General features: G+C 35.8%; 25 protein-coding genes, 1 tRNA gene, 2 rRNA genes and 2 other annotated features. Of the genes, 2 read left to right on the plus strand and 26 right to left on the minus strand.

Going from position 1 to position 23,101, the window contains the following annotated elements:
* Positions 1-70: 70 nt before the first annotated feature.
* The 23 genes from BLT22_RS04150 to BLT22_RS04260 form a co-directional block, all read right to left on the minus strand.
* A complete protein-coding gene (locus BLT22_RS04150; RefSeq protein ID WP_091761022.1) occupies positions 71-559 on the minus strand; it encodes an LURP-one-related/scramblase family protein in 489 nt (162 codons plus the stop codon).
* Between the two features lie 86 nt (positions 560-645).
* On the minus strand, positions 646-1,806 hold the full coding sequence (locus BLT22_RS04155) for an FtsW/RodA/SpoVE family cell cycle protein (protein ID WP_236048849.1): 1,161 nt from the start codon (positions 1,804-1,806) through the stop codon (positions 646-648).
* 35 nt (positions 1,807-1,841) lie between these two features.
* The gene (locus BLT22_RS04160; protein WP_087058399.1) at positions 1,842-3,032 is read right to left on the minus strand and encodes an FtsW/RodA/SpoVE family cell cycle protein; all 1,191 of its coding nucleotides are present in this window, start codon (positions 3,030-3,032) and stop codon (positions 1,842-1,844) included.
* Positions 3,033-3,334: 302 nt separating this feature from the next.
* Positions 3,335-3,700, minus strand: a complete 366-nt coding sequence (rplL, locus tag BLT22_RS04165; RefSeq protein WP_087056880.1) for a 50S ribosomal protein L7/L12 — start codon at positions 3,698-3,700, stop codon at positions 3,335-3,337.
* An 88-nt stretch (positions 3,701-3,788) separates the two neighbouring features.
* Positions 3,789-4,295, minus strand: a complete 507-nt coding sequence (gene rplJ, locus BLT22_RS04170) for a 50S ribosomal protein L10 (protein ID WP_087056881.1) — start codon at positions 4,293-4,295, stop codon at positions 3,789-3,791.
* A gap of 28 nt (positions 4,296-4,323) precedes the next feature.
* Positions 4,324-4,456 (minus strand) — a sequence feature (ribosomal protein L10 leader region).
* Between the two features lie 131 nt (positions 4,457-4,587).
* Positions 4,588-5,283: a 50S ribosomal protein L1 gene (rplA, locus tag BLT22_RS04175; protein WP_087056882.1), complete on the minus strand. Its 696-nt coding sequence runs from the start codon at positions 5,281-5,283 to the stop codon at positions 4,588-4,590.
* A 185-nt stretch (positions 5,284-5,468) separates the two neighbouring features.
* Entirely contained in the window at positions 5,469-5,894 is a 426-nt protein-coding gene (rplK, locus tag BLT22_RS04180) for a 50S ribosomal protein L11 (protein ID WP_087056883.1), read from the minus strand.
* Between the two features lie 158 nt (positions 5,895-6,052).
* A complete protein-coding gene (nusG, locus tag BLT22_RS04185; RefSeq protein WP_087056884.1) occupies positions 6,053-6,607 on the minus strand; it encodes a transcription termination/antitermination protein NusG in 555 nt (184 codons plus the stop codon).
* Positions 6,608-6,777: 170 nt separating this feature from the next.
* Positions 6,778-6,954, minus strand: a complete 177-nt coding sequence (gene secE / locus BLT22_RS04190) for a preprotein translocase subunit SecE (protein ID WP_226910141.1) — start codon at positions 6,952-6,954, stop codon at positions 6,778-6,780.
* A gap of 51 nt (positions 6,955-7,005) precedes the next feature.
* Entirely contained in the window at positions 7,006-7,155 is a 150-nt protein-coding gene (rpmG, locus tag BLT22_RS04195; RefSeq protein WP_087056901.1) for a 50S ribosomal protein L33, read from the minus strand.
* Between the two features lie 397 nt (positions 7,156-7,552).
* The gene (locus BLT22_RS04200) at positions 7,553-8,176 is read right to left on the minus strand and encodes a sigma-70 family RNA polymerase sigma factor (protein ID WP_091761024.1); all 624 of its coding nucleotides are present in this window, start codon (positions 8,174-8,176) and stop codon (positions 7,553-7,555) included.
* Between the two features lie 255 nt (positions 8,177-8,431).
* Positions 8,432-8,995: an NYN domain-containing protein gene (locus tag BLT22_RS04205; RefSeq protein ID WP_091761027.1), complete on the minus strand. Its 564-nt coding sequence runs from the start codon at positions 8,993-8,995 to the stop codon at positions 8,432-8,434.
* 32 nt (positions 8,996-9,027) lie between these two features.
* The gene (rlmB, locus tag BLT22_RS04210) at positions 9,028-9,768 is read right to left on the minus strand and encodes a 23S rRNA (guanosine(2251)-2'-O)-methyltransferase RlmB (protein WP_371861796.1); all 741 of its coding nucleotides are present in this window, start codon (positions 9,766-9,768) and stop codon (positions 9,028-9,030) included.
* Between the two features lie 169 nt (positions 9,769-9,937).
* On the minus strand, positions 9,938-10,339 hold the full coding sequence (locus tag BLT22_RS04215) for a Mini-ribonuclease 3 (protein ID WP_087056888.1): 402 nt from the start codon (positions 10,337-10,339) through the stop codon (positions 9,938-9,940).
* A complete protein-coding gene (cysS, locus tag BLT22_RS04220) occupies positions 10,336-11,760 on the minus strand; it encodes a cysteine--tRNA ligase (RefSeq protein WP_087056889.1) in 1,425 nt (474 codons plus the stop codon). Before cysS ends, BLT22_RS04215 begins: the two co-directional genes overlap by 4 nt.
* Before the next feature lie 76 nt (positions 11,761-11,836).
* Positions 11,837-12,051 (minus strand) — a binding site (T-box leader).
* An 8-nt stretch (positions 12,052-12,059) separates the two neighbouring features.
* On the minus strand, positions 12,060-13,532 hold the full coding sequence (gene gltX, locus BLT22_RS04225) for a glutamate--tRNA ligase (RefSeq protein ID WP_212745567.1): 1,473 nt from the start codon (positions 13,530-13,532) through the stop codon (positions 12,060-12,062).
* Between the two features lie 101 nt (positions 13,533-13,633).
* Positions 13,634-14,332, minus strand: a complete 699-nt coding sequence (gene ispD / locus BLT22_RS04230) for a 2-C-methyl-D-erythritol 4-phosphate cytidylyltransferase (RefSeq protein WP_171034365.1) — start codon at positions 14,330-14,332, stop codon at positions 13,634-13,636.
* Positions 14,329-15,441 carry a PIN/TRAM domain-containing protein gene (locus tag BLT22_RS04235; RefSeq protein ID WP_087056892.1) on the minus strand — a complete coding sequence of 371 codons (1,113 nt, stop codon included), beginning with the start codon at positions 15,439-15,441 and terminating at the stop codon, positions 14,329-14,331. Before BLT22_RS04235 ends, ispD begins: the two co-directional genes overlap by 4 nt.
* Before the next feature lie 20 nt (positions 15,442-15,461).
* Complete coding sequence (radA, locus tag BLT22_RS04240; RefSeq protein ID WP_091761033.1) at positions 15,462-16,832, minus strand: DNA repair protein RadA; 1,371 nt, start codon at positions 16,830-16,832, stop codon at positions 15,462-15,464.
* Positions 16,833-17,005: 173 nt separating this feature from the next.
* Positions 17,006-17,542 carry a dCTP deaminase/dUTPase family protein gene (locus BLT22_RS04245; protein WP_087056894.1) on the minus strand — a complete coding sequence of 179 codons (537 nt, stop codon included), beginning with the start codon at positions 17,540-17,542 and terminating at the stop codon, positions 17,006-17,008.
* A 240-nt stretch (positions 17,543-17,782) separates the two neighbouring features.
* A complete protein-coding gene (locus tag BLT22_RS04250) occupies positions 17,783-18,889 on the minus strand; it encodes an ABC transporter ATP-binding protein (RefSeq protein ID WP_087056895.1) in 1,107 nt (368 codons plus the stop codon).
* 178 nt (positions 18,890-19,067) lie between these two features.
* A complete protein-coding gene (locus tag BLT22_RS04255) occupies positions 19,068-19,622 on the minus strand; it encodes a sugar O-acetyltransferase (protein ID WP_087056896.1) in 555 nt (184 codons plus the stop codon).
* Between the two features lie 30 nt (positions 19,623-19,652).
* Positions 19,653-20,792 (minus strand): glycerate kinase, encoded by a 1,140-nt coding sequence (locus tag BLT22_RS04260; protein WP_176935324.1) that lies wholly within the window; start codon positions 20,790-20,792, stop codon positions 19,653-19,655.
* A gap of 159 nt (positions 20,793-20,951) precedes the next feature.
* Here BLT22_RS04260 and BLT22_RS04265 point away from each other — a divergent pair, with 159 nt between their 5' ends.
* Positions 20,952-21,818 (plus strand): SDR family oxidoreductase, encoded by an 867-nt coding sequence (locus BLT22_RS04265; RefSeq protein WP_087056898.1) that lies wholly within the window; start codon positions 20,952-20,954, stop codon positions 21,816-21,818.
* Positions 21,819-21,854: 36 nt separating this feature from the next.
* Positions 21,855-22,157, plus strand: a complete 303-nt coding sequence (locus BLT22_RS04270) for a HesB/YadR/YfhF family protein (protein ID WP_087056899.1) — start codon at positions 21,855-21,857, stop codon at positions 22,155-22,157.
* A 502-nt stretch (positions 22,158-22,659) separates the two neighbouring features.
* Here the strand turns inward: BLT22_RS04270 and BLT22_RS04275 are convergent.
* The 3 genes from BLT22_RS04275 to BLT22_RS04285 form a co-directional block, all read right to left on the minus strand.
* Positions 22,660-22,732, minus strand: a tRNA-Asn gene (locus tag BLT22_RS04275).
* Between the two features lie 34 nt (positions 22,733-22,766).
* Positions 22,767-22,882, minus strand: a 5S ribosomal RNA gene (rrf, locus tag BLT22_RS04280).
* A 109-nt stretch (positions 22,883-22,991) separates the two neighbouring features.
* Positions 22,992-23,101, minus strand: a 23S ribosomal RNA gene (locus BLT22_RS04285); the annotation flags it as partial.

Below are 23,101 nucleotides of genomic sequence, written 5' to 3' on the forward strand. Positions count from 1 at the left end.
TGTTATTGTAGCAATTTTAATAGTAGGTTGCAACCTCTAATTGAATGAGCAGAGTTTGAACTCTGTTTTTTTACGACGAAGCCCCTTGATTTCTATTAGTAGAGATTACACAGTCTATGACAATAACCGCTCCCAACAGCAGCTCTCGCTGATCATTATTTTGGATATCAATCACATATGAATCTCCCCACGAGAGCCACTCTTTGCTAATTTCAGCTACAACTTTTTCACGTTCTTTAATTACGTAATTATGCGCCATAACCGATCCTTCTATGTTCCAATCCGGACCAATAATAGAATAATCATTTTTAAAAAACCTAAATTCTTTTTTAACTGTCGCAACCAGTTTTCCTTTTTGATAGATTTCGAATTCCGGAAGGAACCGCCAAACTTTCTGTTCAACATACAAAACTTCTTCATCGTCTGTGTTAAAAATATGTAATTTGCTTCCGAGCGTGAAAAGTTTCCCTTCTACATAATAGGCATCTTGTTCAGCTTCATTTTTTACTACAAACTGATCTTTAAACGAAAACACTTTTTGTTTGATATAATACTTCATCGTCACAACTCCCTTGATTTAATACGTTTATACTCATTATAAAGAAATCTACAAAAAAGACCATATCCTAAAATATGGTCTGATAACTATTTTTCCTTCATTTTTCTTTCTATATTCGCCCTAGCAGATACATTTGCTACTAACCCTACGGAGGCAGATAAAATCAACATGCTAGATCCTCCATAACTCAACAGCGGAAAAGTCATGCCCGAAATCGGCAAGAGTCCAACAACTCCACCTACGTTAATGGTAGCTTGTATCAAAAACAATGTAGCGATACCGATACACATCATAGACTCAAAACTTTTTTTAGAACGAATTCCAATTAAATAGATTCTAGAAATCATCAAAGTCGTTAATCCCAAGACAACTAGAATACCCAAAAGTCCCAATTCTTCCCCAGTGATCGACAAAATAAAGTCTGTATACGGTTCTGGAAGATACCCCGTCTTTTGAACGCTATTTCCAATTCCAACACCAAAAACCCCGCCTCTACTTAATGCATAATAAGACTGAACAAGCTGCAATCCTGCTCCTTCCGCTAAAGCAAAAGGATCCCAGAATGCTAGAAATCGTTGATATTGATAGCTCTTTAAAAAAGGTAAGCTTTCCCCAAAGTACCTGACGATTTCTAAGAATCCGACTGCGAAAATTGTTCCCGAAATACCAAATATCAGACCTAATCTAGCAGAAACACCACTAGAGAATAGCAATACAACACTGATGCCTAAAACAACTATCGCTGCTCCAGTATCAGGTTGAAGAAGGATTAAGGCAACAATAAAGCCAACCAATACACTTGGTGCTAATATTGAATTCCAAAAATCATTCGCGATCACATGCTGTTTTTTTGATAAAATGTACGACAAATACCAGATAACAATCAACTTAGCAAATTCAGCTGGTTGAATATTAAACAAAGGTGTTTCTATCCATCCTTTTGCGCCATTAATTTCTCTACCGAAAATCAGCAAGAAGATTAATGTTAAAATAATGGCTAAAACAATCGTCATAACGAAAATTTTCTTTTTAAGCAATCTGAAAGGAAAGATAAACCCTATAAATGCAAGTATCAATCCCAATCCTACGTATAGAGATTGTCTAATAAAATAATATTGAGGATTTCCATATTCCTGCAACGATACATAACTGCTCGCACTATACACCATTATTACACTAAACAATGACAATATTAAGAAAGGGATCACCAGATATTTATCCATATACTTTAATCTTAATTTTAACACCTTAGCAACTCACCTTACCTATCTCAATGTTCAATCTATGCACCTGAATGAAACTCTTCTCCATCTCCAGAAAAGAAATACGATTTGTGATGGTAACGCATAGACATAAGCAATCCAATCGCCATCATATTCCCTAACAAAGAAGATCCTCCTTGCGAGATAAACGGCAAAGGAATTCCAGTCATCGGAAGCAACCCCACGCTCATTCCTATATTCTCCAGAACATGAAAAGCAATCATCATAATGACGCCCGTTGCAATATATGCATAAAACTCATTTTTAGTATCATACACTATCTTAACCATGTGATAAATCAATACAAAATAAGTTAATATTAATATGGCGCCTCCCACAAAACCAAAATTTTCTCCTACCGTTGAAAAAATCATATCTGATTCTCTAACAGGAATATGAACATCAGTAACGCCTAATCCCTTGCCAAATATCCCGCCAGATCCTATAGCCATAAATACTCGAGTAATCTGATACGAAGAACCCGATGTATCCTGATACGGATTTAACCACGTTTCGATCCGAGCTAACTGATATCCACCAAACCCCATTTTAACAAGCAACTCTCGATTATACGTGACTAATAATATTAATGTGATACCAGCTCCAGCAACTAAAATAAATGCAGGCAGTAAAATCTGCCATTTAATACCAGACAGTAGAATGATTCCTACAAATACTGCTAAATAAACAAGTGTTGTTCCTAAGTCATTTTGTAGTTGAACTAATAGAATTGGAATCAGTGCAAAAAGCGTCAATTTCCCAATCAGTTTAAAGTCACTATTATAATCTCGGTAAGTATAATAATTATTATGCCTTGTCACTATTTTTGAAAGCATTAAAATAAATGGAATTTTTACAAACTCAGAAGGTTGAATCGTCCCAAGCGCAGGTAGCCTTATCCACGATCTAGCTCCAGTCTTGTCAAATAGGGTCCTATCATATATTAGCAGCGTTAAAACCAGCAAGACAATGCCAATAACATATAAATAAGTCGTCATCTTCCAAAGCTGTTCCGAATCAAACTGCATAATGATAGCAACAGCAATAGCACCAAGTCCGTACCATGCAATTTGCATAATCGTTGCTCTTATGCCAGCATCCTCCATGAGTGCAGTAGTTGAGTAAATCATCCCAACGCTCATTAACCCTAAAAGCATGACGGTCAAAATGATTCCGTAATCTATACGTTGCACATTTTTGTCATTATTCATTTTTAAATTCTCCTTTGTTCTTCAAATCCTGGTATGCGTTTAATCATTATTTCATAAAGAGGACTAACCTCTTCAAAAAAACATTTTAACAGATTCAATTCCTTATTCATAGGTTTCCAGTACAATTAGCATGAAATAGCCACACAATCGCAAAGAATTCTTAACTTTTAAGCCAAATCAAACTCAGAGAAACAAAAAAAGCATCCTGCTTATTGATCTAACGATCAATAAGCGGATACTTTTTATAAATTATTTGTGGAACTTTTGCCCAAATTAACTAGTAAGGAATATAAAAGTTAAACTTATTTAACTTCTACAGATCCGCCAGCTTCTTCGATTTTAGCTTTAAGTTCTTCAGCTTCATCTTTAGAAATGCCTTCTTTAATAGCTGAAGGAGCGCCATCAACTAATGCTTTAGCTTCTTTCAAACCAAGTCCAGTAGCTTCACGAACTGCTTTGATTACTTTAATTTTAGCAGATCCAGCACTTGTTAATTCAACTGTAAATTCAGTTTGTTCTTCTGCAGCGCCTTCTGCAGCTCCAGCAGCAGCAACTGGTGCAGCTGCTTCAACGCCAAATTCTTCTTCGATTGCACTAACTAAGTCGTTTAATTCAACGATTGTAGACTCTTTCAAGTCTGCAATGATTTTTTCAATATCTAATGCCATTTTATATTTTCCTCCAATTTAATAGTTGTGTTTTTAAATAAATGATACTGCATATAAATTTCTAGAGTAGGCCTTTCCGTATAGGAAATTAAGCTGCTTCCTCTTCTTTTTTCTCTGCCACTGCTTTGATTGCCAATGCAGTGTTTCGAACTGGTGCTTGAAGTACTGATAGCAACATAGAAAGTAAGCCTTCGCGACTTGGTAGTTTCGCAATTTTGTTGATATCTTCAACACTTGCAACTCTTCCTTCTAATACGCCGCCTTTAATTTCTAAAGCTTCTGCATCTTTAGCAAAGTCTGCAATGATTTTTGCAGGTGCTACTACTTCTTCGTTACTGAACGCTACCGCTGTTGGTCCTTTGAATACGTCTTCTAATCCTTCAAGACCTGCTGCTACTGCTGCACGACGAAGCATTGTATTTTTCAATACGCGCATTTCGATTCCAGCTTCACGTAATTGCTTACGTAATTCAGTTACTTGTTCCACTGTCAATCCACGGTAGTCAACCACAACTACAGCTGATGCATCTTGGAATTTTTTAGTAATACCTTGTACTAATTCTTCTTTTTGTGCTAAAACACTTGCTTTGCTCATTGATGTTTCACCTCCTGATCGATTGATTAAGGGCAATAAAAAAACCCCATGTCTCCGTAGACAAAGAGGGATTGTGTGTTTACTGTAACCATCACAATTATCCTCGGTATGATATTAAGGCAAGCGCCACATACTGTCTTCGGTATAATCTAGTAATTTCTTCTATTTTTGAAAACAGAATCTATTTACTTTTAAATCATCAATGTTTAGTTAATCGCTTAACCTGCATAAGTATAGCAATCTATCTTACGCAGGTCAAGAATTAATTAATATTTTTAAGGTTTAATTTTAATTATTTACCAACAGTCGTTTGGTCAACTTTAACACCGGGGCCAAATGTGCTGGCAACAGCCATATTTTTGATATAAACACCTTTTGAACTTGCAGGTTTAGCTTTAACAATTGTATCATGAAGCGCTACAAGGTTTTCTTGTAATTTATTCAAGTCAAAAGATACTTTCCCTATTGGAACATGTACATTTGATTGACGGTCTACACGATAAGTTACTTGCCCAGCTTTGATATCATTCACTGCTTTTACTACATCAGGTGTTACAGTACCAGTTTTAGGGTTTGGCATTAAGCCTTTAGGTCCTAAGATACGTCCAAGTTTACCAACTTCAGCCATCATGTCTGGAGCTGCAACAACAACGTCGAACTCTAACCATCCACCTTGTACTTTTTCTACTAAATCACTGTCTCCAACAAAATCTGCTCCAGCTTCTTTTGCAGCTTTAGCTTGATCTCCTTTTGCGAAAACAATAACTGTTGAAGTTTTACCTGTTCCGTGTGGCAATACCATTGCTCCACGAATTTGTTGATCAGCTTGTTTAGGGTCTACTCCTAGACGGTATGCAACTTCTATAGATGCATCGAATCCAGCGTAGTCTATTTCTTTAACTAATTCTAGTGCTTCATTAGCATTATATAATTGCTCTCTGTTTACTTTCTCTAAAGCAGCTAAATATTTTTTACTTTTCTTCGCCATGATTATTTCCTCCTTGTTGTGGTATTAACGGCTTAACCTCCCACTTGTTCTCCATAGTACGGTTGAATTACATTTAAGTAGTTCTATTTAACAGCAACTAAAAAGGCTTCAACAACAATCAGTTACCTATAAAGTATTGATTTTACGACTTTGGAGACAGCAAGAGCTTATAGTTTCTGGTTAAATTAACCTTCAACTGTGAAGCCCATGCTACGAGCTGTACCTTCGACCATACGCATTGCAGCTTCTACGCTTGCTGCGTTTAAGTCTTCCATTTTTGTTTCAGCAATTTCTTTAACTTGATCACGAGTTACAGATGCCACTTTTTTAGTGTTTGGTTCTCCAGAACCAGACTCAACGCCAGCAGCTTTTTTAAGCAATACTGCAGCTGGTGGTGTTTTAGTGATAAATGTAAATGAGCGGTCTTCATATACTGAGATAACAACTGGAATAATCATTCCTGCTTGATCTGCAGTACGAGCGTTGAATTCTTTACAGAATCCCATGATATTTACTTGTGCTTGTCCTAATGCTGGTCCTACTGGAGGAGCTGGATTAGCTTTCCCTGCAGGAATCTGCAATTTGACTACGTTTACGACTTTCTTTGCCACGAGACATACCTCCTTGATTTGTTTCGCGAGTGGTTAAATGAGGTTATAGTTTTCCTCTCCCACCTATTTCTTCGCATGCAAAATATGCGCACTGCATATTAGGCGTACTGATGTATTATACCTTTTCAAATTTCCGATGTCAACAATGGGTTTGTCATTTAGTCTTTAATCTGAGCAATTTGGTCATATTCTAGTTCTGCATTTGTTTCACGACCAAACATTTCTACTAAAGCTTTGACTTTCCCTTTTTCAGATTCGATTTCAGTAATCGTTCCTTCCATCCCAGCAAAAGCTCCTGTAATGATTTTAACGCGTTCGCCAATTTCTACATCGATATTTACTTTACGAGGGTTAATTCCCATGCTACGCAAGATTTGATCTACTTCTTCCGGAAGTAACGGAGATGGTTTGCTTCCTGCCCCATGTGAGCCAACAAACCCTGTGACGCCAGGGGTATTACGCACAATATACCAAGCATCATCTGACATAATCATTTCAACTAATACATATCCTGGGAATACTTTACTTGTAGAAACTTTTGTTTCTCCATTTTTTTCTTCATATGTTTGTTCTTCCGGAATTAATACTTGAAGAATATTATCTTCCATACCCATACTGGTTGCACGTGATTCTAAGTTTTGTTTTACTTTATTTTCGTAACCTGAGTAAGTATGCAGTACATACCATGCTTTTGACAATTCTATTTCGTTCATTTTGTTCTCCTTTAATATCATTTTTTGAGTTGTCTGCTAACCATTTCTAATCATAATAAAAAACCTTCTACCGGCATTGGTTAAATGAGAAGGTTTTCTTACGCGTCTTTTTACGTATTATATCATGTAACTTCATGATAATCTATTTATTGTTAATGTTCAAATCATTTTTAAAGTAAATTCAATAAAAACGTAATAAAAGAATCTACTCCGAAAAAGAAAACAGCAAAAAAGGCTACTACTCCAAAAACAGTTAACGTATTTTTCCGCATTTCTTTTGCAGTTGGCCAAGTGGTTTCTTTCAGTTCATATACTACTTCACCAAAGAATTTTTTTATTTTATTCAAGATTACGCCTCCTAACTAAAAACTAACTTGATCTACTTTTATATGTTCTATTTACTTCGTCTCTCTATGAATGGTATGTTTTCCACAGTAACTACAATATTTTTTGACTTCCAATCGCTCTGTACGAACTTTAGCCCCACCATCTTTAGAATAATTCCTAGATCCACAATCAGTACAAGCTAATATCATTTTCTTTTTCATAAGTTTTGTTCCTCGTTTCTTATTTCCACCGATCAAATTTTCTATTTATCTCCTCGGCATACCAATACAAATAATACTGTTAAAAAAGTAGTTAGTCAACTGCTAAGTTTAATTTATTAGGTTGTTAAATCATTACTATTCATGAACACTTTTCCAAATTCGGGGTCAATACAGTTCTGATCCGAACTAACACTTTGTTTGTTTATAAAAATCTAGCCAACCGTTACTATTAATAAAGTAACGGTTAGCTAGGCTTATAACAAACATATGTTGTTATCTCTTGGTAAGCAATCATTACTCTTATCTGATCACTCATAACAACACGTTAAGATAACAATATATACTAGAAGGTACAAATTTTCTATTCATGTCTTAAATGTTTATCTACAATAAACGATTATCTATTCATAAATAAGTTTTTATATTTCTGGCTACAGCGATGTTTCGCATTCATAACCTTTTCTCTAGAACAATTCAGTTCTGTAGAAATTTCGTCATAAGAATAACCTTCCATATAAAGCATGCTGACAATTTGTTCAAACTTCGATAAGACTTCACTATACTCTGACATTGACTCTTTAACAATTACAGCCTCGGGCGGGGTCAATTCTTTTGACGAACCCATAATATGCTGACCGGCTTGATCCACTAAACCATCTAATGATAAGGCTTCCAAATTCGATTTTCTTTTTAGAGCATTATTCCATCTTCTAAGTCGATTGAAATGATTATCCAAGCTTAACGATACATATTGGCTAAAACACATTCCGCGTGTTCGATCATACTTTTTGGTTACTTCGACGAAACATTCACAGGCTTCCTGCCAAAGATCGTCCTGATCATATCCTTTTATGTATCTCTTCTTTCTAACTGCCTTTTTGAGTAGTGGTTTGCATCTTTCGAAAAGTTTATCGAATTGGCTGTCATCTATATATTGAACCATAAATATCAGCGTCTCATTTATATGCTCCTCCATTTTTCTATTTCTAAAATTTGCCCCTTCTCCAAAGTTTTTATCCATTTATCTTTACTCCCTTCCAAGTCACTTTGATAAACTATTCACATGAATTGAAAAGACCTTCTATCTATATACTGACATATTTTTATTAATTGTCACGAGTTAATTTATGATTTTTTTAACTTTTGTAATTATCATATTCTTTTTTTCAAATAGATATTTATGTAATATAGTATTAAACACACTTGTTATGTTAACGTTTCACATAATTCCCATAAGAAAAAGAGCTCTATTTAAGAGCCCTTTTTCTTTCACAATTTATTCACATTTATGGTCACTTTTTTTATCTTCAACTGATTTTGCTCGAATCATTTGCTGATAAAGATTCTTTAATTGTTTTTCGTCTTGTTCTTTCAGAGGAGAGTTACGTCGATACTGCTGCATACGATATAAAGTTGCATCTACTGAAATACTTTTTTTCACTCTGTTTATATCCTTGTATAGTTCCAGCGCAGACATTCTCGCTGCACCTTTCTGGAAAATTATCCACTGTTCTGCTAAATCAGAGGTTGCTACTGTTACATTTGTCATCAGCAAGTTTTCTTCTCCTACCGATCTCTCAATATAACTATCTGCCGTTTCCCCTTCATTTGTAAAAATTACTATTACCTCATATTTATCATATCTTTGTTGTATACCAGGTACCAATTGAGCATCAAAGACAATGCGTACCTCTACACCTTGATATTTAGAGAAATTGCTTAGTTCATGAAGCAACAAGTCTCTGGCATCTGACATTTTATCTAATTTTTTTAATTTCACTAATTCTGGCCAAGCACCAATCATGTTGTATCCATCTACGTATAACAGTTCTTTTTTCATTGCTCCCCTCCTCTCTATAACCTTTATTCATTTTATAATGAATGACGTTTACGAAACACTTCGTACATCAACAAACTTGATGCCACACTGGCATTCAGACTTTGAACATGACCTGTCATTGGAATTGTGAGTGTTTCATCTACTTTCTCTTTCACTAGTCTGGAAAGTCCTTTTCCTTCATTTCCGATCACTAAACCGATTGGGGAATCAGCTTCCCATTGTCTATAGTCTTTCCCATCCATATCTGTCCCAAAAATCCACAGTCCACGTTCTTTTAATTCATCAATTGTCTGTACTAAATTTGTTACTCGCACAACAGGGACATGCTCTATAGCTCCTGTTGAAGCTTTAGCAACTGTTGAAGTCAGTCCAACTGCTCGACGTTTAGGAATGATGATGCCATGTACACCCGCAGCATCTGCCGTTCTCATAATTGATCCCAAATTATGCGGATCTTCAATTCCATCAAGTAATAGGAAAAATGGAGATTCTTCTTTTTCTTTAGCTGCAGTAAATAAATCTTCCAAATCCGCATATGCTACCGGACTGGCTGCAACAATAACCCCTTGGTGATTTTCCCCATCACTCAATAAGTCTAATTTACTTTTCGGTACAAAACTAAGCTGAATTTTTCTTTTTTTTGCTTCACTCTGAATCTCTTTTAATTTGCCGCCCGAAAGTCCTTCCTGTAAAAAAACTTTATTGATATCTCGATCAGATTTTAAGGTTTCAATTGCCGGTATTCTTCCCATTACCATTTCATCTTGTTTCATTTCAGAAAAGTTCTGTTTTGATTCAATTTCCCGTTCTGGTTTAGGTTGAAGTCTTGATTGTCCGTGTTGCTTAGGACGTTCATTATTCTTGTTATTTCTTTTTTTATTTCCTGATCGTTTATTATCATTTCTTTTTACCATAGTCTTATCCTCCTCTCAAATCGAATCACTAGCTTAAAGTACTATCTATTCTAAAAATACATTCATTTATTATTTCATTCAACCGAGCTGATTGTTGCGTTAAATATAAATATCCTAAGACTGCTTCGAATCCTGATGATTTATTATAGGTTGTACCATCGGTATTTTTAGCCTTAGAATAACTTTTAGCATTCCTGCCTCTTTTAAAAAAGTCTAGCTCTATCTCGCTCAGCTTCGCTTCTGCTATCAACTCATCTATCAACCAAGCCTGCGCTTTTGCGGAAACATAATTAGTCGCCAGTCGATGTAACTGATTGGGCTTTGTTTGACCTTTTGTCAATAAATACTCTCGGATAAATTGTTCATAGACTGCATCTCCCATATACGCTAGTGCCAGTCCATTTAAAAGCTCAGCGTCTTTAGGTTTCATAGTCTATCCTTTCTTTTCCAACGAATACCTTGAGGTGTATCTTCAAGTATAATGCCCTTCTCTTGTAAGATGTTCCTGATCTCATCTGCCCGCGAAAAGTTCTTTTCGCTTCTTGCTTGGTTTCTTTCTTCAATTAGTGATTCAATTTCTTGGTCTAGTAAATCATTTCCATTAGTCATCTTTAACTGTATTCCAAATATTTCTAGAAGGTCTTCTAATTGGTCCATCGCATGGTGTAATACACTTTTTGATACCTCTGCTGATTTCAGGTAACGATTTAACATTCTAACCATTTCATAAACATCCGTTATTCCATTTTGAGCCTGGAAATCATCATCCATATGCTTTTTAAAACGGTTGACTAATTGGTCCCATTGTTCTATGTGAATTGCATCTTCATCCAGTGTATCTACAGCTGTGTTCAAACGGTAGCTTGCATTTGCATAAGCCGTTTGTATTTTATATAAGTTGGTTTTTGCTTCTTGAATTGTATCTTCTGTATAACTAATCGGATGGCGATAATGAACTGTCGCCATAAAATAGCGTAACACTTGCGGGTCATGTACCTTTCTCAACTCATTAACTAATACAAAATTCCCAAGTGACTTACTCATCTTTTCTTCATCCATTGTTACAAATCCATTATGCATCCAGTAATGGGCAAATGGTTTACCAGTTTTCGCTTCCGACTGGGCGATTTCATTTTCATGATGTGGAAAGGTTAAATCGTGGCCTCCAGCATGAATGTCGATTGTATCTCCTAAATATTTAGTTGCCATGACCGAACATTCGATATGCCATCCAGGACGACCTTCTCCCCAAGGCGATGTCCAACTAATCTCTTCTCCTTTAGCCGATTTCCATAATGCAAAATCTAAAGGGTCTTCTTTTTTATTATTCTCCGCTTCTTCTAAACGTTTACTTGCTCCAGCCTCTAATTCATCTACTGAAACGCCACTTAGCTTCCCATATCCAGTAAACTTCCGAGTTCTATAATACACATCTCCATCAACTATATATGCAAAATCTTTTGTAATTAATTCTTCAACAAATAGAATAATGTCCTGAATATTCTCCATTACCCTAGGTGTATGTGTAGGTTTTTTGACATGCAATGCTTCTGTATCTTCATAATATGCTTTAATGAATCGATCTGCTACTTCTGGTGCAGTAATACCAAGTTCTCTAGCTGCTCTAATTATTTTGTCATCGACATCTGTAAAGTTTGATACATAATTTACTTCATAACCACGATACTCAAAATAACGTCTAATTGTATCAAAAGCGATCGTACTTCTAGCATTTCCGATATGAATATAATTATAAACTGTTGGACCACATACATACATCTTTACTTTTCCATCTTCGATCGGTTTGAAAATTTCTTTCTTATTCGATAACGTATTGTACAATTCAATCATTTCTAAATCTCCCTTCCCAATCATATTTCATATAAAATTTCTATCGTCGATAATAAAAACCACGCAATCAGCCTCTAAAAAAGACGCCAAATACGTGGTTCCACTTTTATTCAGAAAGCTTTTTAGAAACTTTCCCTTTCTATCCTTTAACGGTGATAAATCGAGACTGTCTACTATGTTTTCGACAGTCTTATTCAAAGAGGCACTTCATTTGAAATTTGCCGCCTGTTCACATCTAACCAGGTTTTCTGAAGACAGTTTTCAAACTACTTTTCTTATCAAAATTTTTGGCTGTATTATTATGAAAGCTGGTTTTTAGCTTTTTCTATATGCTCTAAAGAGCGATTTCTTCCAAGCAATTCTATAGCTTCATTTAGCTGAGGTCCATGTTGTTGACCAGTAACCGCTACTCGAATCGGCATAAATAGATTTTTCCCTTTTACACCCGTTTCTTTTTGAACACTCTTAATTGCTTTTTTGATTTCATCTGCTTCAAAAGGTTCTACCTCTTTTAACTGAGTACTGAATGCTTCTAATACTTGAGGGACTGTCTCACCTTTTAAAATTTCTAGAGAATCTTCATCCCACTCAATGTCTTCTTCAAAGAACAAGGTAGCCAGCTTTGTTATCTCAGCAGCATAACTCATTTGTTCATGATACAATCCTATCAGTTTTTTAACCCATTCACTTTTTTCAGATGATGGATTTTCTTCCAGATAGCCTGCTTTGACTAAATGCGGGGTTGCTTTTACTGCCAATTCATCTATATCAACATTTTTTAAATACTGATTACTAATCCATTCTAATTTTTTAGAATCAAAAGCTGCTGGAGAAGTACCCAAACGCTTGTGGTCAAACATTTCAATAAATTCTTCACGAGAGAACAATTCATCTTCTCCTACTGGTGACCAGCCTAGTAATGTTATAAAGTTAAATAAGGCTTCAGGAACATAACCCAAGTCACGATACTGCTCAATAAACTGCAAAATCGTTTCATCACGCTTACTTAATTTCTTACCTGTATCACTGTTTATAATCAAAGTCATATGACCAAATCTTGGTGCGGTCCAGCCGAACGCTTCATAAACCATCATCTGCTTAGGAGTATTTGCAATATGATCATCTCCTCTTAACACATGAGTGATTTCCATATAATGATCATCGACTGCTACTGCAAAATTATAAGTTGGCATTCCATCACGTTTACGAATTACCCAATCTCCACCGATTGAATCAGCTTCGAATGTGATATCTCCTTTGACCATATCATCAAAGGTATAAGTGCTTCCTTTGGGAATACGAAAACGTACTACAGGTACAATGCCTTCATCTTCTTTCGCTTTTTGCTCAGCAGGCGTCAAATGAGCACATTTCCCACTGTAATGAGGCATTTCTCCGCGAGCACGCTGCGCTTCTCTTTCAGCTTCTAATTCTTCCGTTGTGCAGTAACAGTTATACGCTTTGTTACTCGCTAGCAATTGTTCAATGAGTGGATCATATATATCTTTACGCTCAGATTGGCGATATGGTCCATACGCTCCTCCAATATCTGAACTTTCATCCCAATCAATCCCTAGCCATTTCAAATTATCTAATTGGCTTTGTTCTCCACGTTCTACATTTCTTTTAATATCTGTGTCTTCGATTCTAATAATAAAATCTCCACCGTGGTGTCGAGCAAACAAATAATTGAATAAGGCTGTACGTGCATTTCCAATATGCAAATGTCCTGTTGGGCTTGGTGCATATCTTACACGAACTTTATTTTCCATATATACTCTCCTTTTAAAATTTACTAGCTGTTCTTCTCTAAAACTTACCATGTTTCAGTCAAAAATACCAGATTGTCTAATCAATTGCTTGAGATTTATTGTTAATTAGTTTGTTCGACAATAGCCTCTGCTATCATGAAGTCAGTAGAAGTCGTAATTTTAAAATTTTTATCTTTTCCTTCGAGAACTTTAACAGGATGGTTCATTCGTTCAACCAATTCCCCTTCTTCATTCCCGACAAACTCATCTACAGCAGCTTGTCTGTGCGCTTGCAATAGTAGCTTGCTTCTAAACATTTGAGGTGTTTGCACTTGCCAGATCACTGGACGATGAAGAGTTTGATGAACTTCATTATTTCGAACGACTTTAATTGTGTCTTTCGCAGGAATTGCGAATATAACGGCTTTTTCTAATTTCACAGTTTGAAACAATTCATTGATCATTTCTTTATCTATAAAAGGTCTAGCCGCATCGTGTACTAATACATATCCATCTTCAGAATTATTCAAAGCTTTCAATCCATTTTCTACACTGTATTGTCTCTCCGTACCGCCGTGTACAAAAGTTATTTTTTTCGGAACTAAATTATATAATTTTAATAACTGATTTTTTATATTTTCCAGATCCTCTTTCTGAACTACGAAAATAACTTGTTCACATCGTTCATCTTCAATAAATAGATTTAAAGCATAATCGTATACTGGACGATCCCGGAGCATCAACATGATTTTATTTTCTAATGTTCCCAATCGTAGACTCGATCCGGCTCCTAAAAGAATAACTTCATATGTTTCCTTCACTTCGTTTCCTTCCAATCATCAATAGCTTTCTGACTATGTGCCATCTTGGCAAAAATCATACGACCAGCATTTGTTTGAAGTGCACTGGTTACCACTACTTCAACAGATTGGTTCATATAGTGTTGTCCTTCTTCAACGACGACCATTGTTCCATCATCCAAGTAAGCAACGCCCTGGCTTCTTTCTGTCCCATTTTTCACAATCATAACTCGCATATTTTCACCTGGTATAACAACAGGTTTAACGGCATTAGCTAATTCATTAATATTCAAAACCGGGACACGCTGGAATTCAGCTACTTTATTTAAGTTATAATCATTCGTTACAATAACTCCGTCCATTCTTTTGGCTAAATGGACCAGTTTCATATCAACTTCATCAGATTCAGGTAACTCACTATCATCCATTTGCACGGTAACATTTTCTTCTTTTTGCAAAGCGTTTAAAATATCTAGTCCACGCCGTCCACGTACTCGTTTTAGACTGTCCGAAGAATCTGCAATATACTGGAGTTCTTGTAATACATGATGAGAAATAACCAATACGCCTTCTAAAAAGCCTGCTTTTGCTACATCTAGAATTCGTCCATCAATAATCGTACTCGTATCCAGCACTTTATACCTTCTGAACTTATCGCCTTCTTTTCTTTCTAAAACACCATTTTCATCTGTTTTCTGTGTTCTTGAAGTAAATAATCGCCGAATTTCTTCTCTTCTTGATGTCGCAAATTGGAAAAAGAGATAAGCTAAAATGACCGCCACAATCAACGGGCCTACATCACTTATAAAGATCACATTCAAGGCTCTCATAGGTACACTAATTAATATTGCTAGAATAAGTCCAAGAATCGCACCTATGCTTCCGAATATCAGATAAGATACACTTTGTTCATTGAAAAAATTCTCTACTTTTTTTATTGATCGCTCTATTGGTTTAATTGCCTGAAATGAAATCAGGTAAAAAACAGCTGCTCCGAGGATCATTCCTACGATAGGATGAAAGATCCAAACAGGAATTGCTGGGGCGACATTCATTAAATCCGGGAAAAAATTATAGCCCAGACTTCCGCCAATTAAAACAAGTGTTAATATTATTAAATTTGCAATCATCTAATCCTCCTTTCAAAATTCTATACAAATGCTTTTTTTATAACTTCTGAGATCGTTGCACAACCAATAATCTCGATTCCTTTAGGAAAAGTCCATCCCTCCTGATTATTTTTCGGAATGAATATTCTTTTAAATCCTAATTTAGCTGCTTCGTTTACTCTTTGTTCTATTTTAGATACTCGTCTAATTTCACCAGTCAAGCCAATTTCCCCAATATAACAGTCCGTCGCTCTAGTTTCTTTTTCTTTATAGCTGGAAGCGATGCTGACAGCTATAGACAAGTCAATAGCTGGTTCATCTAATTTGACTCCCCCAGCAGCTTTTAAATAAGCGTCTTGATTTTGTAGAAGCAAGCCTGCTCTTTTTTCAAGAACTGCCATAATCAAAGATACTCTAGAATAATCAAGACCACTGGCTGTCCGCTTAGCATTTCCGAAAACAGTTGGAGAAATCAGAGATTGTATTTCTACCAAAATCGGCCTTGTTCCTTCCATGGCTGCTACTACAGATGAGCCCGTTGCTCCAGCAAGTCTTTCTTCTAGAAATAGCTGAGAAGGATTGAGTACTTCTTCTAATCCGCCGTTCCTCATTTCGAATATGCCAATCTCGTTAGTTGAACCAAATCGATTTTTTACTGCTCTTAATATTCGGAAAGTATGGTGTCTTTCTCCTTCAAAATATAAAACAGTGTCAACCATATGCTCCAGCATTCTAGGACCGGCAATGTTTCCCTCTTTAGTTACATGCCCTACAATAAAGATAGCAATATTGTTCATCTTAGCAAGCTGCATCAATGTTGCAGTTGATTCTCGAACTTGGGAGACACTGCCAGAAGCACTATCAATATTAGGATGATGCATTGTCTGAATTGAATCAATAATGACATAATCAGGTTTAATGTTTTCAATAGTCTCTTGAATAAGACTAAGATCTGTTTCGGCATACAAATAAAAATCTGTCCCTCGAAGCTCTAGTCTTTCTGCGCGCATTTTAATCTGGCTGGGACTTTCTTCTCCAGAAACATATAAAACAGTTCCACCACCATTATTCAATTGAGCAGACACTTGAAGCAATAATGTAGATTTCCCAATACCAGGATCTCCACCAATCAGCACAAGCGACCCTGGAACAACTCCTCCACCCAATACTCTGTTAAATTCAACTAATTCCGTTTTAACTCGTTCTTCTTTTTCAATAGTAATATCTGTAATAGCCTCTGCTTTAGAGGTTTTTCCACTGATAGATACACGACTTCTACTGTCATTTTTACTCGGAAGTTTTTCTTCTACCATTTGATTCCAAGTTCCACAACTCGGGCATTTTCCTAGATACTTTGGAGATTCATACCCGCATTGCTGACAAACAAATACTGTAGGTGATTTTTTTACCAATCAGGTTACCCCTTTTGTTTTTGGATTGATAAAGACTATCTTATGTAAGATAGTCTTTTCTAAAAATAAATCGTTTCTCTATTATACCATATCATAAGCTAAAACGAGTTATCTTCACATTATATACATAGAAGGTTCTTCAAAGTTTCTCATCTTTTCAAATATCTTTCTCACTATACCCCTGAAGAACCGAATCCGCCGATTCTAGTCTGAAATTCATTCACTTCGTTATCTACTATTTCATAAGGAGTGAAGATTCCCTGAGCGATACGATCCCCTTTTTTTACTAGCACATCTTCAAATCCATAATTGACTAACTGTACGAAAATTTCCCCTTCATTGTCAGTATTCCCATAATAATCAGCATCAATAATACCGATACCATTCGGTAGTGCCAATTGTTTTTTCATTGGGTTGCTTGAACGGTTAGCTAGGAGTAAATACTCTCTTTCCGGCATGAAAGCTTTTATCCCTGTAGGAACCAAAGTTGATGCTAAAAATTCTTTATTTTCTTCTTTTATAGCATTCCCTTCTAATAAATTATTAAGCCCATTATGTGCTAATAATGCTTTCCAAATAGAAGGAACTACAGTATCTTTTGCTGCTTTCAAATCATATCCTGCTGATCCAATTGTCGCTCTAGCTGGCAAATCAATTGATTCTTCTTTATATTTTGATACCACTTCAAATCCACGTACATGTTCGCTCATACTTTTATATTCTCCTCTTAAAATCATATGACCTTATTTTACATGAAATGATATTTTCTGAAAACTATATTTTAAAATTATCATACTCTCTATACTATATTATCTTTTTGGCAGCTATTCTTGTGAAAACTTTAAATTGGAAGGACTTAGTTGTTTATAATTTCAAGGATACCAAAAACCTCTCTAGTATGGTTAGACTAGAGAGGTAAAAAATAATCAATTTATCTTTTCTATAAAAAACTAGCGAATAACATTGGTTGTTTCAGTATCAAAGAAGTGAGATTTACCCATATCGAAAGCAAGATCAACATTCTCTCCAGGATTATGATAATCACGTGCATCAACTCTTGCAATAAATTCGATACCGCCAATTTCAGAATATAACATTGTTTCAGCACCTAGAAGTTCAGATACAGCTACTTTAGAAGTAATAACAGAGTTAGGTGAAACTTCCAATGCAACTTGTTCACTGTGAATGTCTTCTGGACGAATACCGAAAACTAATTTTGCACCATCAGTATATCCTTTTTCTCTTAACATTTTTAATTTTCCTTCTGGAACTTCAACTTCCATACCATTTCCATTAGAAATCCGATTCCCTGTAAGTGTTACGTCAAAAAAGTTCATAGCGGGAGAACCAATAAATCCACCTACAAAAGTATTTACTGGATAGTCATATACTTCTTTTGGCGTTCCGATTTGTTGAATGAATCCATCTTTTAAGATCACAATACGATCAGCCATCGTCATCGCTTCTGTCTGGTCGTGTGTGACATAGATAGAAGTTGTATTCAAACGCTGATGTAATTTGGCAATTTCAGCACGCATGGCCACACGTAGTTTAGCATCCAAGTTGGATAATGGCTCATCCATTAAAAATACTTTTGCGTCACGAACGATTGCACGTCCTAAGGCAACACGCTGTCTTTGTCCACCAGAAAGAGCCGCTGGTTTGCGATCTAAGTATTCTGTCAACCCAAGGATCTCTGCAGCATTATCAACACGTTTTTTGATTTCATCCTTTTTATATTTACGTAACTTTAGACCAAAAGCCATATTATCAAATACGGTCATATGAGGATATAAAGCATAATTTTGGAAAACCATCGCAATATCACGGTCTTTAGGTGCCACATCGTTCATCATTGTGTCCCCAATCCACAACTCGCCTTCTGTAATTTCTTCTAATCCGGCAATCATACGTAATGTAGTTGATTTCCCACATCCTGAAGGTCCAACGAAAACAATAAATTCACGATCTTTAATCTTCATATCAAAGTCTGATACTGCGTAATCTTTTGAATTATCATAACTCTTATAAATATTTTTTAATGCGATTTCAACCATTATCTTCACCATTCCTTTTCTTTATCAAAATATTTTCGTTTCGTTCACTTCTTTATACTCATCATTCTATTGTAAACGGTTTTATTATTCTAAGGTAATCTGCACAAATATCTACTAATAATTTGTGCAGGTTGACTAAACTATATTATTTAAGTATTTTTATGGGTTTCCTGCTTTACTAAATTTCAATAATTTTAATGACTCTAGCCGGATTACCCGCAATTACTACATTATCTCCAAAGGACTTTGTTACAACAGAACCAGCTCCTACAACTACATTATCCCCTAATGTCACACCACCAATAATAGTAGCATCTGAGCCTATCCAGCAATTATCACCGATAGTTATAGGTCGACCAAATTCGATACCCGAATTTCTTTCCTGCGGATGTAAAGGATGCTCTGGGGTTACTAAACTAACTCTAGGTCCTAACATTGCATTTTTTCCAATCATTATAGGACAAACATCAAGCATTACAGTATCAAAATTTGCATAAAAATAATTGCCAACGGTTATGTTTTCTCCATAATCTACTCTTAGTCCAGGTTCGACATGAATTTTTTCTCCAGTTTTCCCAAATATTTCTTTGATTTTTTCCATTCTATCTTTCTCTATTTCTAATAGATTATATTTATGCGCTAAGTCGTGAGCCTTAATTCTCTTTTTGACTAATTCCTCATCAGCAGGATTATATAATTCTCCAGCCACCATTTTCTCTCTCTCAGTTTGCATACTTTTCCCTCTTTTTCTATTTTCTATTTTCTATTTTCTATTTTCATTCAATTTATACGCTCTAAATGCTGTTTCTCCAGCTTCAATCAAAAGATTCTCTACATTTTCAATAGCTTCTTTAAGTAACATTGGACGAATTGCGATATCAATAATCAAATCAATACCCGCTTCGTATATTTTAGAAACCTCATCATCTCTTCCACCAACAACTGCTATAACTGGCAAGTGATATTTCTTTGCCAACTTTGCGACTCCTATCGGTGCTTTCCCTTGAATAGACTGCCCATCCATCCTACCTTCACCAGTTATAACCAAATCAGTCTTTGCTAACACCTTTTCTAATTCTATTAGTTTAAGAACTGCATCTATACCACTGGCCATTTCTGCTCTGCAAAATGCCATCAATCCAAAACCTAACCCACCTGCTGCACCAGCTCCTGCTACATTGATATAATGACATCCCATTGCTTTCTCTACAACTTTAGCATAACGTTCTAAAATAAAGTCCAGCTCATTAATTTCACTTTCTTCGATTCCTTTTTGAGGTCCAAAAATTGCTGTAGCTCCGTTGTTCCCAATTAACGGATTCGTTACATCTGATAAAATAGTTATTCTACAATTTTTAATACGAGAATCAATTTGAGAACAATCGATAGTATGTATTCTTTTTAACTCATCTAATCCTGTACCGATTTCCTGGCCAGCCTGATCTAAAAATTTGACACCAAGAGCTTGCGCCATACCTGCTCCTCCATCATTAGTTGCACTACCTCCCAATCCTATAAACAACTCTCTGATACCTTTATCCATTGCTGCTTTAATCAATTGTCCTGTACCGTAAGTATGTGCTACCCGTGGAGAATCCCCAGCACTTTTCAGTGGCAAACCTGATGCTTCAGCCATTTCAATAATTGCCTTTGATTCTCCTAAGACACCATATCTAGCCATTACGTTTTGATTGTAAGGCCCCTTTACCTCAACTAGCTCATACTCACCGTTTAACGATTCTACAAGCGAAGTTACAGTACCTTCTCCACCATCAGCAATCGAAAAAGGCAAAATTTCTACCGTATTATCAACTCGTTTAATTCCTTTAGTGATATATTCTGCTATCATTTTTGAACTAGCGCTTCCTTTGAATGAATCAGAAGCAATTACAACCCTTGTCATAACTATTACACTCCTCTACATTTTAAATCTATCATAACAGAAGTTCGTTATTTTTAGCTAGCTATAGAATTGACTTCCTATATCATTACACTTAAACTTAAGATTAGATACAAACATAAAGTAAGTAATAGTAGAATCTAAAAATTGGAGGATTCAAACATGTCAATTGCTATAACAGGAGCAACAGGTAATCTAGGTAATTTGGTGATCCAAGAACTTCTTGAAAAAGAACTAGAAGAAACAGTAGTCGCCGTTGTTCGTAACGAAGAAAAGGCTAAAGATCAACTTCCAGACACTGTCGAAATTAGATATGGGGATTATGCCTCATACGATTCATTGGTAAATGCTTTTCAAGGAATCAGAAAATTACTATTTATTTCAAGCCCCAGTACTGACGATATGGAGAGAGTAATTCAACATGCTACTGTAGTAAAAGCTGCACGAGATGCTGCAGTCGAACAAATTTTTTATACAAGCTTTTCTAATGCAGACCACTCAACTATACCATTAGCTAAATTGCACCTTGCCACTGAAGCTGCAATAAAAGTATCAGGTCTAGCTTATACTTTTATCCGTAATCCACTTTATACAGAAGTTTTTATTAATTCTTCTCTAAATCAGTCTATCGCTTCTGGAAAACTAGTAGCAAATACAGGTGATGGAAAATTGAATACTACTTCACGTAAAGATCTAGCAAAGGCAACAGCAACATTACTAAGTCAAAATAATGGCCAAAACGAAATAATTGATCTAGCTTCTTCTCAACCTTGGTCCTATCAAGAACTAGCTACTACTTTAAGTGAAACAAGTGGAAAGACTGTGACATATGAGCCTGTTTCATATGAAGAAGCCCTAATATATTTTAAGAATTCTGGTCTTCCAAAACCCGCTGCTGAATTCTCAGCCTCTATGAATCAGGCAATAGCTCAAGGCGATATTAAAGAGCCAGGAACCGATATTAATAAGTTAATTGATCAAGAAATAAGCTTGAAAGATATGGTTTCAAAAGTATTGACAATCGGCTAATACGCTACTAGAATGCATATTAAAAGGAGCATAATGATGGAAATCGATGTAACAGAACGTGCTATTAAATGGTTTGAAGATGAGCTTTCTTTAGAAAAAGGAGATAGTATTAGATTTTTTGGTAAAACTTATGGAAATACTGAAGTACATGAAGGTTTCTCTGTAGGTATGAGTGTGGACAAACCTGATAGCGAACCATTAGCTCAAAAAAAGGTTAACGAAGTAACTTATTTCGCTGGAAAAGAAGATGAATGGTTTTTTAGTGGCTATAACTTAGAGATCGATTTTAATCCAGAACTTGAAGAACCCATCTACCATTTCCATGAATCTAAGTCGTAAAGAGCAACTATGATATAGTTAAATTTAAAGGTTCTATAAAAAATAACGTTGGTGAGAAATCGCCAACGTTATTTTTCTTTCATCCTTATTCAAGATAAAATATTTTTTTAGAGGTAGCTGTCTGTCTTGTGACGGGCATAAACAAATGAAAAGTAAATTTAAAGATTTCACACTGACTTATATTCCTACAGAATGTAAGAGTCCTACAAAATCTATAAAAATGATACACAGATTTCTAGGATAACCTTTCCGATGCCTGGCATTTAACCAAACTGTCTCAGAGTAAAAAATCAGCGGTTCTAGTGTAAGTCTCGTGGATCAACGGTTACTGTTTATCTTGCATTTTAATTTAAAAACAATCAGGATCATAATGATAGAAAAAGGAAGAGGATGTGCAACTGCATAAGCTAGTTGCACATCCTCTTCCTTTTATTTTTTACCATTATTATTTGATATAGAACCTATTATTCTAAGTATAAAAATATTTTTACACACACAAAAACTCCGCAAGCAGGGCTCGAACCTGCGACAACGCGATTAACAGTCGCGCGCTCTACCAACTGAGCTATTGCGGAATCAAAAACTATTCTTAATAAATAAAAAAGAGCTGCACGGCAACGTCCTGCTTTCACAAGGGGAAACCCCTCACTATCCTCGGCGCTGGGAAGCTTAACGGCTGTGTTCGGAATGGGAACAGGTGGATCCTTCCCGCCATCATCACCGCACAATGACTCTTTTCTATTCTTTAGAGAACATTGTTCTCTGAAAACTAGATAGTTGAATAATTCAAACCTGTTTGTCTACAACACCATCATACACTTTCGCCACTTTTTAGTGGTTAAGTCCTCGATCGATTAGTACTGGTCCGCTCCATACATCACTGTACTTCCACTTCCAGCCTATCTACCTGATCATCTCTCAGGGATCTTACTTCCTTAAAGGAA

Source organism: Marinilactibacillus psychrotolerans (genome assembly GCF_900101525.1).
Taxonomy (GTDB): Bacteria; Bacillota; Bacilli; order Lactobacillales; family Carnobacteriaceae_A; genus Marinilactibacillus; species Marinilactibacillus psychrotolerans.

What these genes read in the sequence shown, in the direction of transcription:
- BLT22_RS04250 (WP_087056895.1), bottom strand. Translation starts at nt 18,889, where the DNA reads ATGGTTGAAATCGCATTAAAAAATATTTATAAGAGTTATGATAATTCA.
- nusG (WP_087056884.1), bottom strand. Translation starts at nt 6,607, where the DNA reads ATGAACGAAATAGAATTGTCAAAAGCATGGTATGTACTGCATACTTAC.
- cysS (WP_087056889.1), bottom strand. Translation starts at nt 11,760, where the DNA reads ATGATTGAATTGTACAATACGTTATCGAATAAGAAAGAAATTTTCAAA.
- BLT22_RS04215 (WP_087056888.1), bottom strand. Translation starts at nt 10,339, where the DNA reads ATGAAACCTAAAGACGCTGAGCTTTTAAATGGACTGGCACTAGCGTAT.
- rlmB (WP_371861796.1), bottom strand. Translation starts at nt 9,768, where the DNA reads ATGAAACAAGATGAAATGGTAATGGGAAGAATACCGGCAATTGAAACC.
- rplJ (WP_087056881.1), bottom strand. Translation starts at nt 4,295, where the DNA reads ATGAGCAAAGCAAGTGTTTTAGCACAAAAAGAAGAATTAGTACAAGGT.
- rplL (WP_087056880.1), bottom strand. Translation starts at nt 3,700, where the DNA reads ATGGCATTAGATATTGAAAAAATCATTGCAGACTTGAAAGAGTCTACA.
- BLT22_RS04265 (WP_087056898.1), top strand. Translation starts at nt 20,952, where the DNA reads ATGTCAATTGCTATAACAGGAGCAACAGGTAATCTAGGTAATTTGGTG.
- BLT22_RS04245 (WP_087056894.1), bottom strand. Translation starts at nt 17,542, where the DNA reads ATGAGCGAACATGTACGTGGATTTGAAGTGGTATCAAAATATAAAGAA.
- BLT22_RS04260 (WP_176935324.1), bottom strand. Translation starts at nt 20,792, where the DNA reads ATGACAAGGGTTGTAATTGCTTCTGATTCATTCAAAGGAAGCGCTAGT.
- BLT22_RS04160 (WP_087058399.1), bottom strand. Translation starts at nt 3,032, where the DNA reads ATGAATAATGACAAAAATGTGCAACGTATAGATTACGGAATCATTTTG.
- BLT22_RS04235 (WP_087056892.1), bottom strand. Translation starts at nt 15,441, where the DNA reads ATGATTGCAAATTTAATAATATTAACACTTGTTTTAATTGGCGGAAGT.
- rplA (WP_087056882.1), bottom strand. Translation starts at nt 5,283, where the DNA reads ATGGCGAAGAAAAGTAAAAAATATTTAGCTGCTTTAGAGAAAGTAAAC.
- gltX (WP_212745567.1), bottom strand. Translation starts at nt 13,532, where the DNA reads ATGGAAAATAAAGTTCGTGTAAGATATGCACCAAGCCCAACAGGACAT.
- BLT22_RS04270 (WP_087056899.1), top strand. Translation starts at nt 21,855, where the DNA reads ATGGAAATCGATGTAACAGAACGTGCTATTAAATGGTTTGAAGATGAG.
- BLT22_RS04150 (WP_091761022.1), bottom strand. Translation starts at nt 559, where the DNA reads ATGAAGTATTATATCAAACAAAAAGTGTTTTCGTTTAAAGATCAGTTT.
- BLT22_RS04205 (WP_091761027.1), bottom strand. Translation starts at nt 8,995, where the DNA reads ATGAAAAAAGAACTGTTATACGTAGATGGATACAACATGATTGGTGCT.
- rpmG (WP_087056901.1), bottom strand. Translation starts at nt 7,155, where the DNA reads ATGAAAAAGAAAATGATATTAGCTTGTACTGATTGTGGATCTAGGAAT.
- BLT22_RS04200 (WP_091761024.1), bottom strand. Translation starts at nt 8,176, where the DNA reads ATGGATAAAAACTTTGGAGAAGGGGCAAATTTTAGAAATAGAAAAATG.
- BLT22_RS04255 (WP_087056896.1), bottom strand. Translation starts at nt 19,622, where the DNA reads ATGCAAACTGAGAGAGAGAAAATGGTGGCTGGAGAATTATATAATCCT.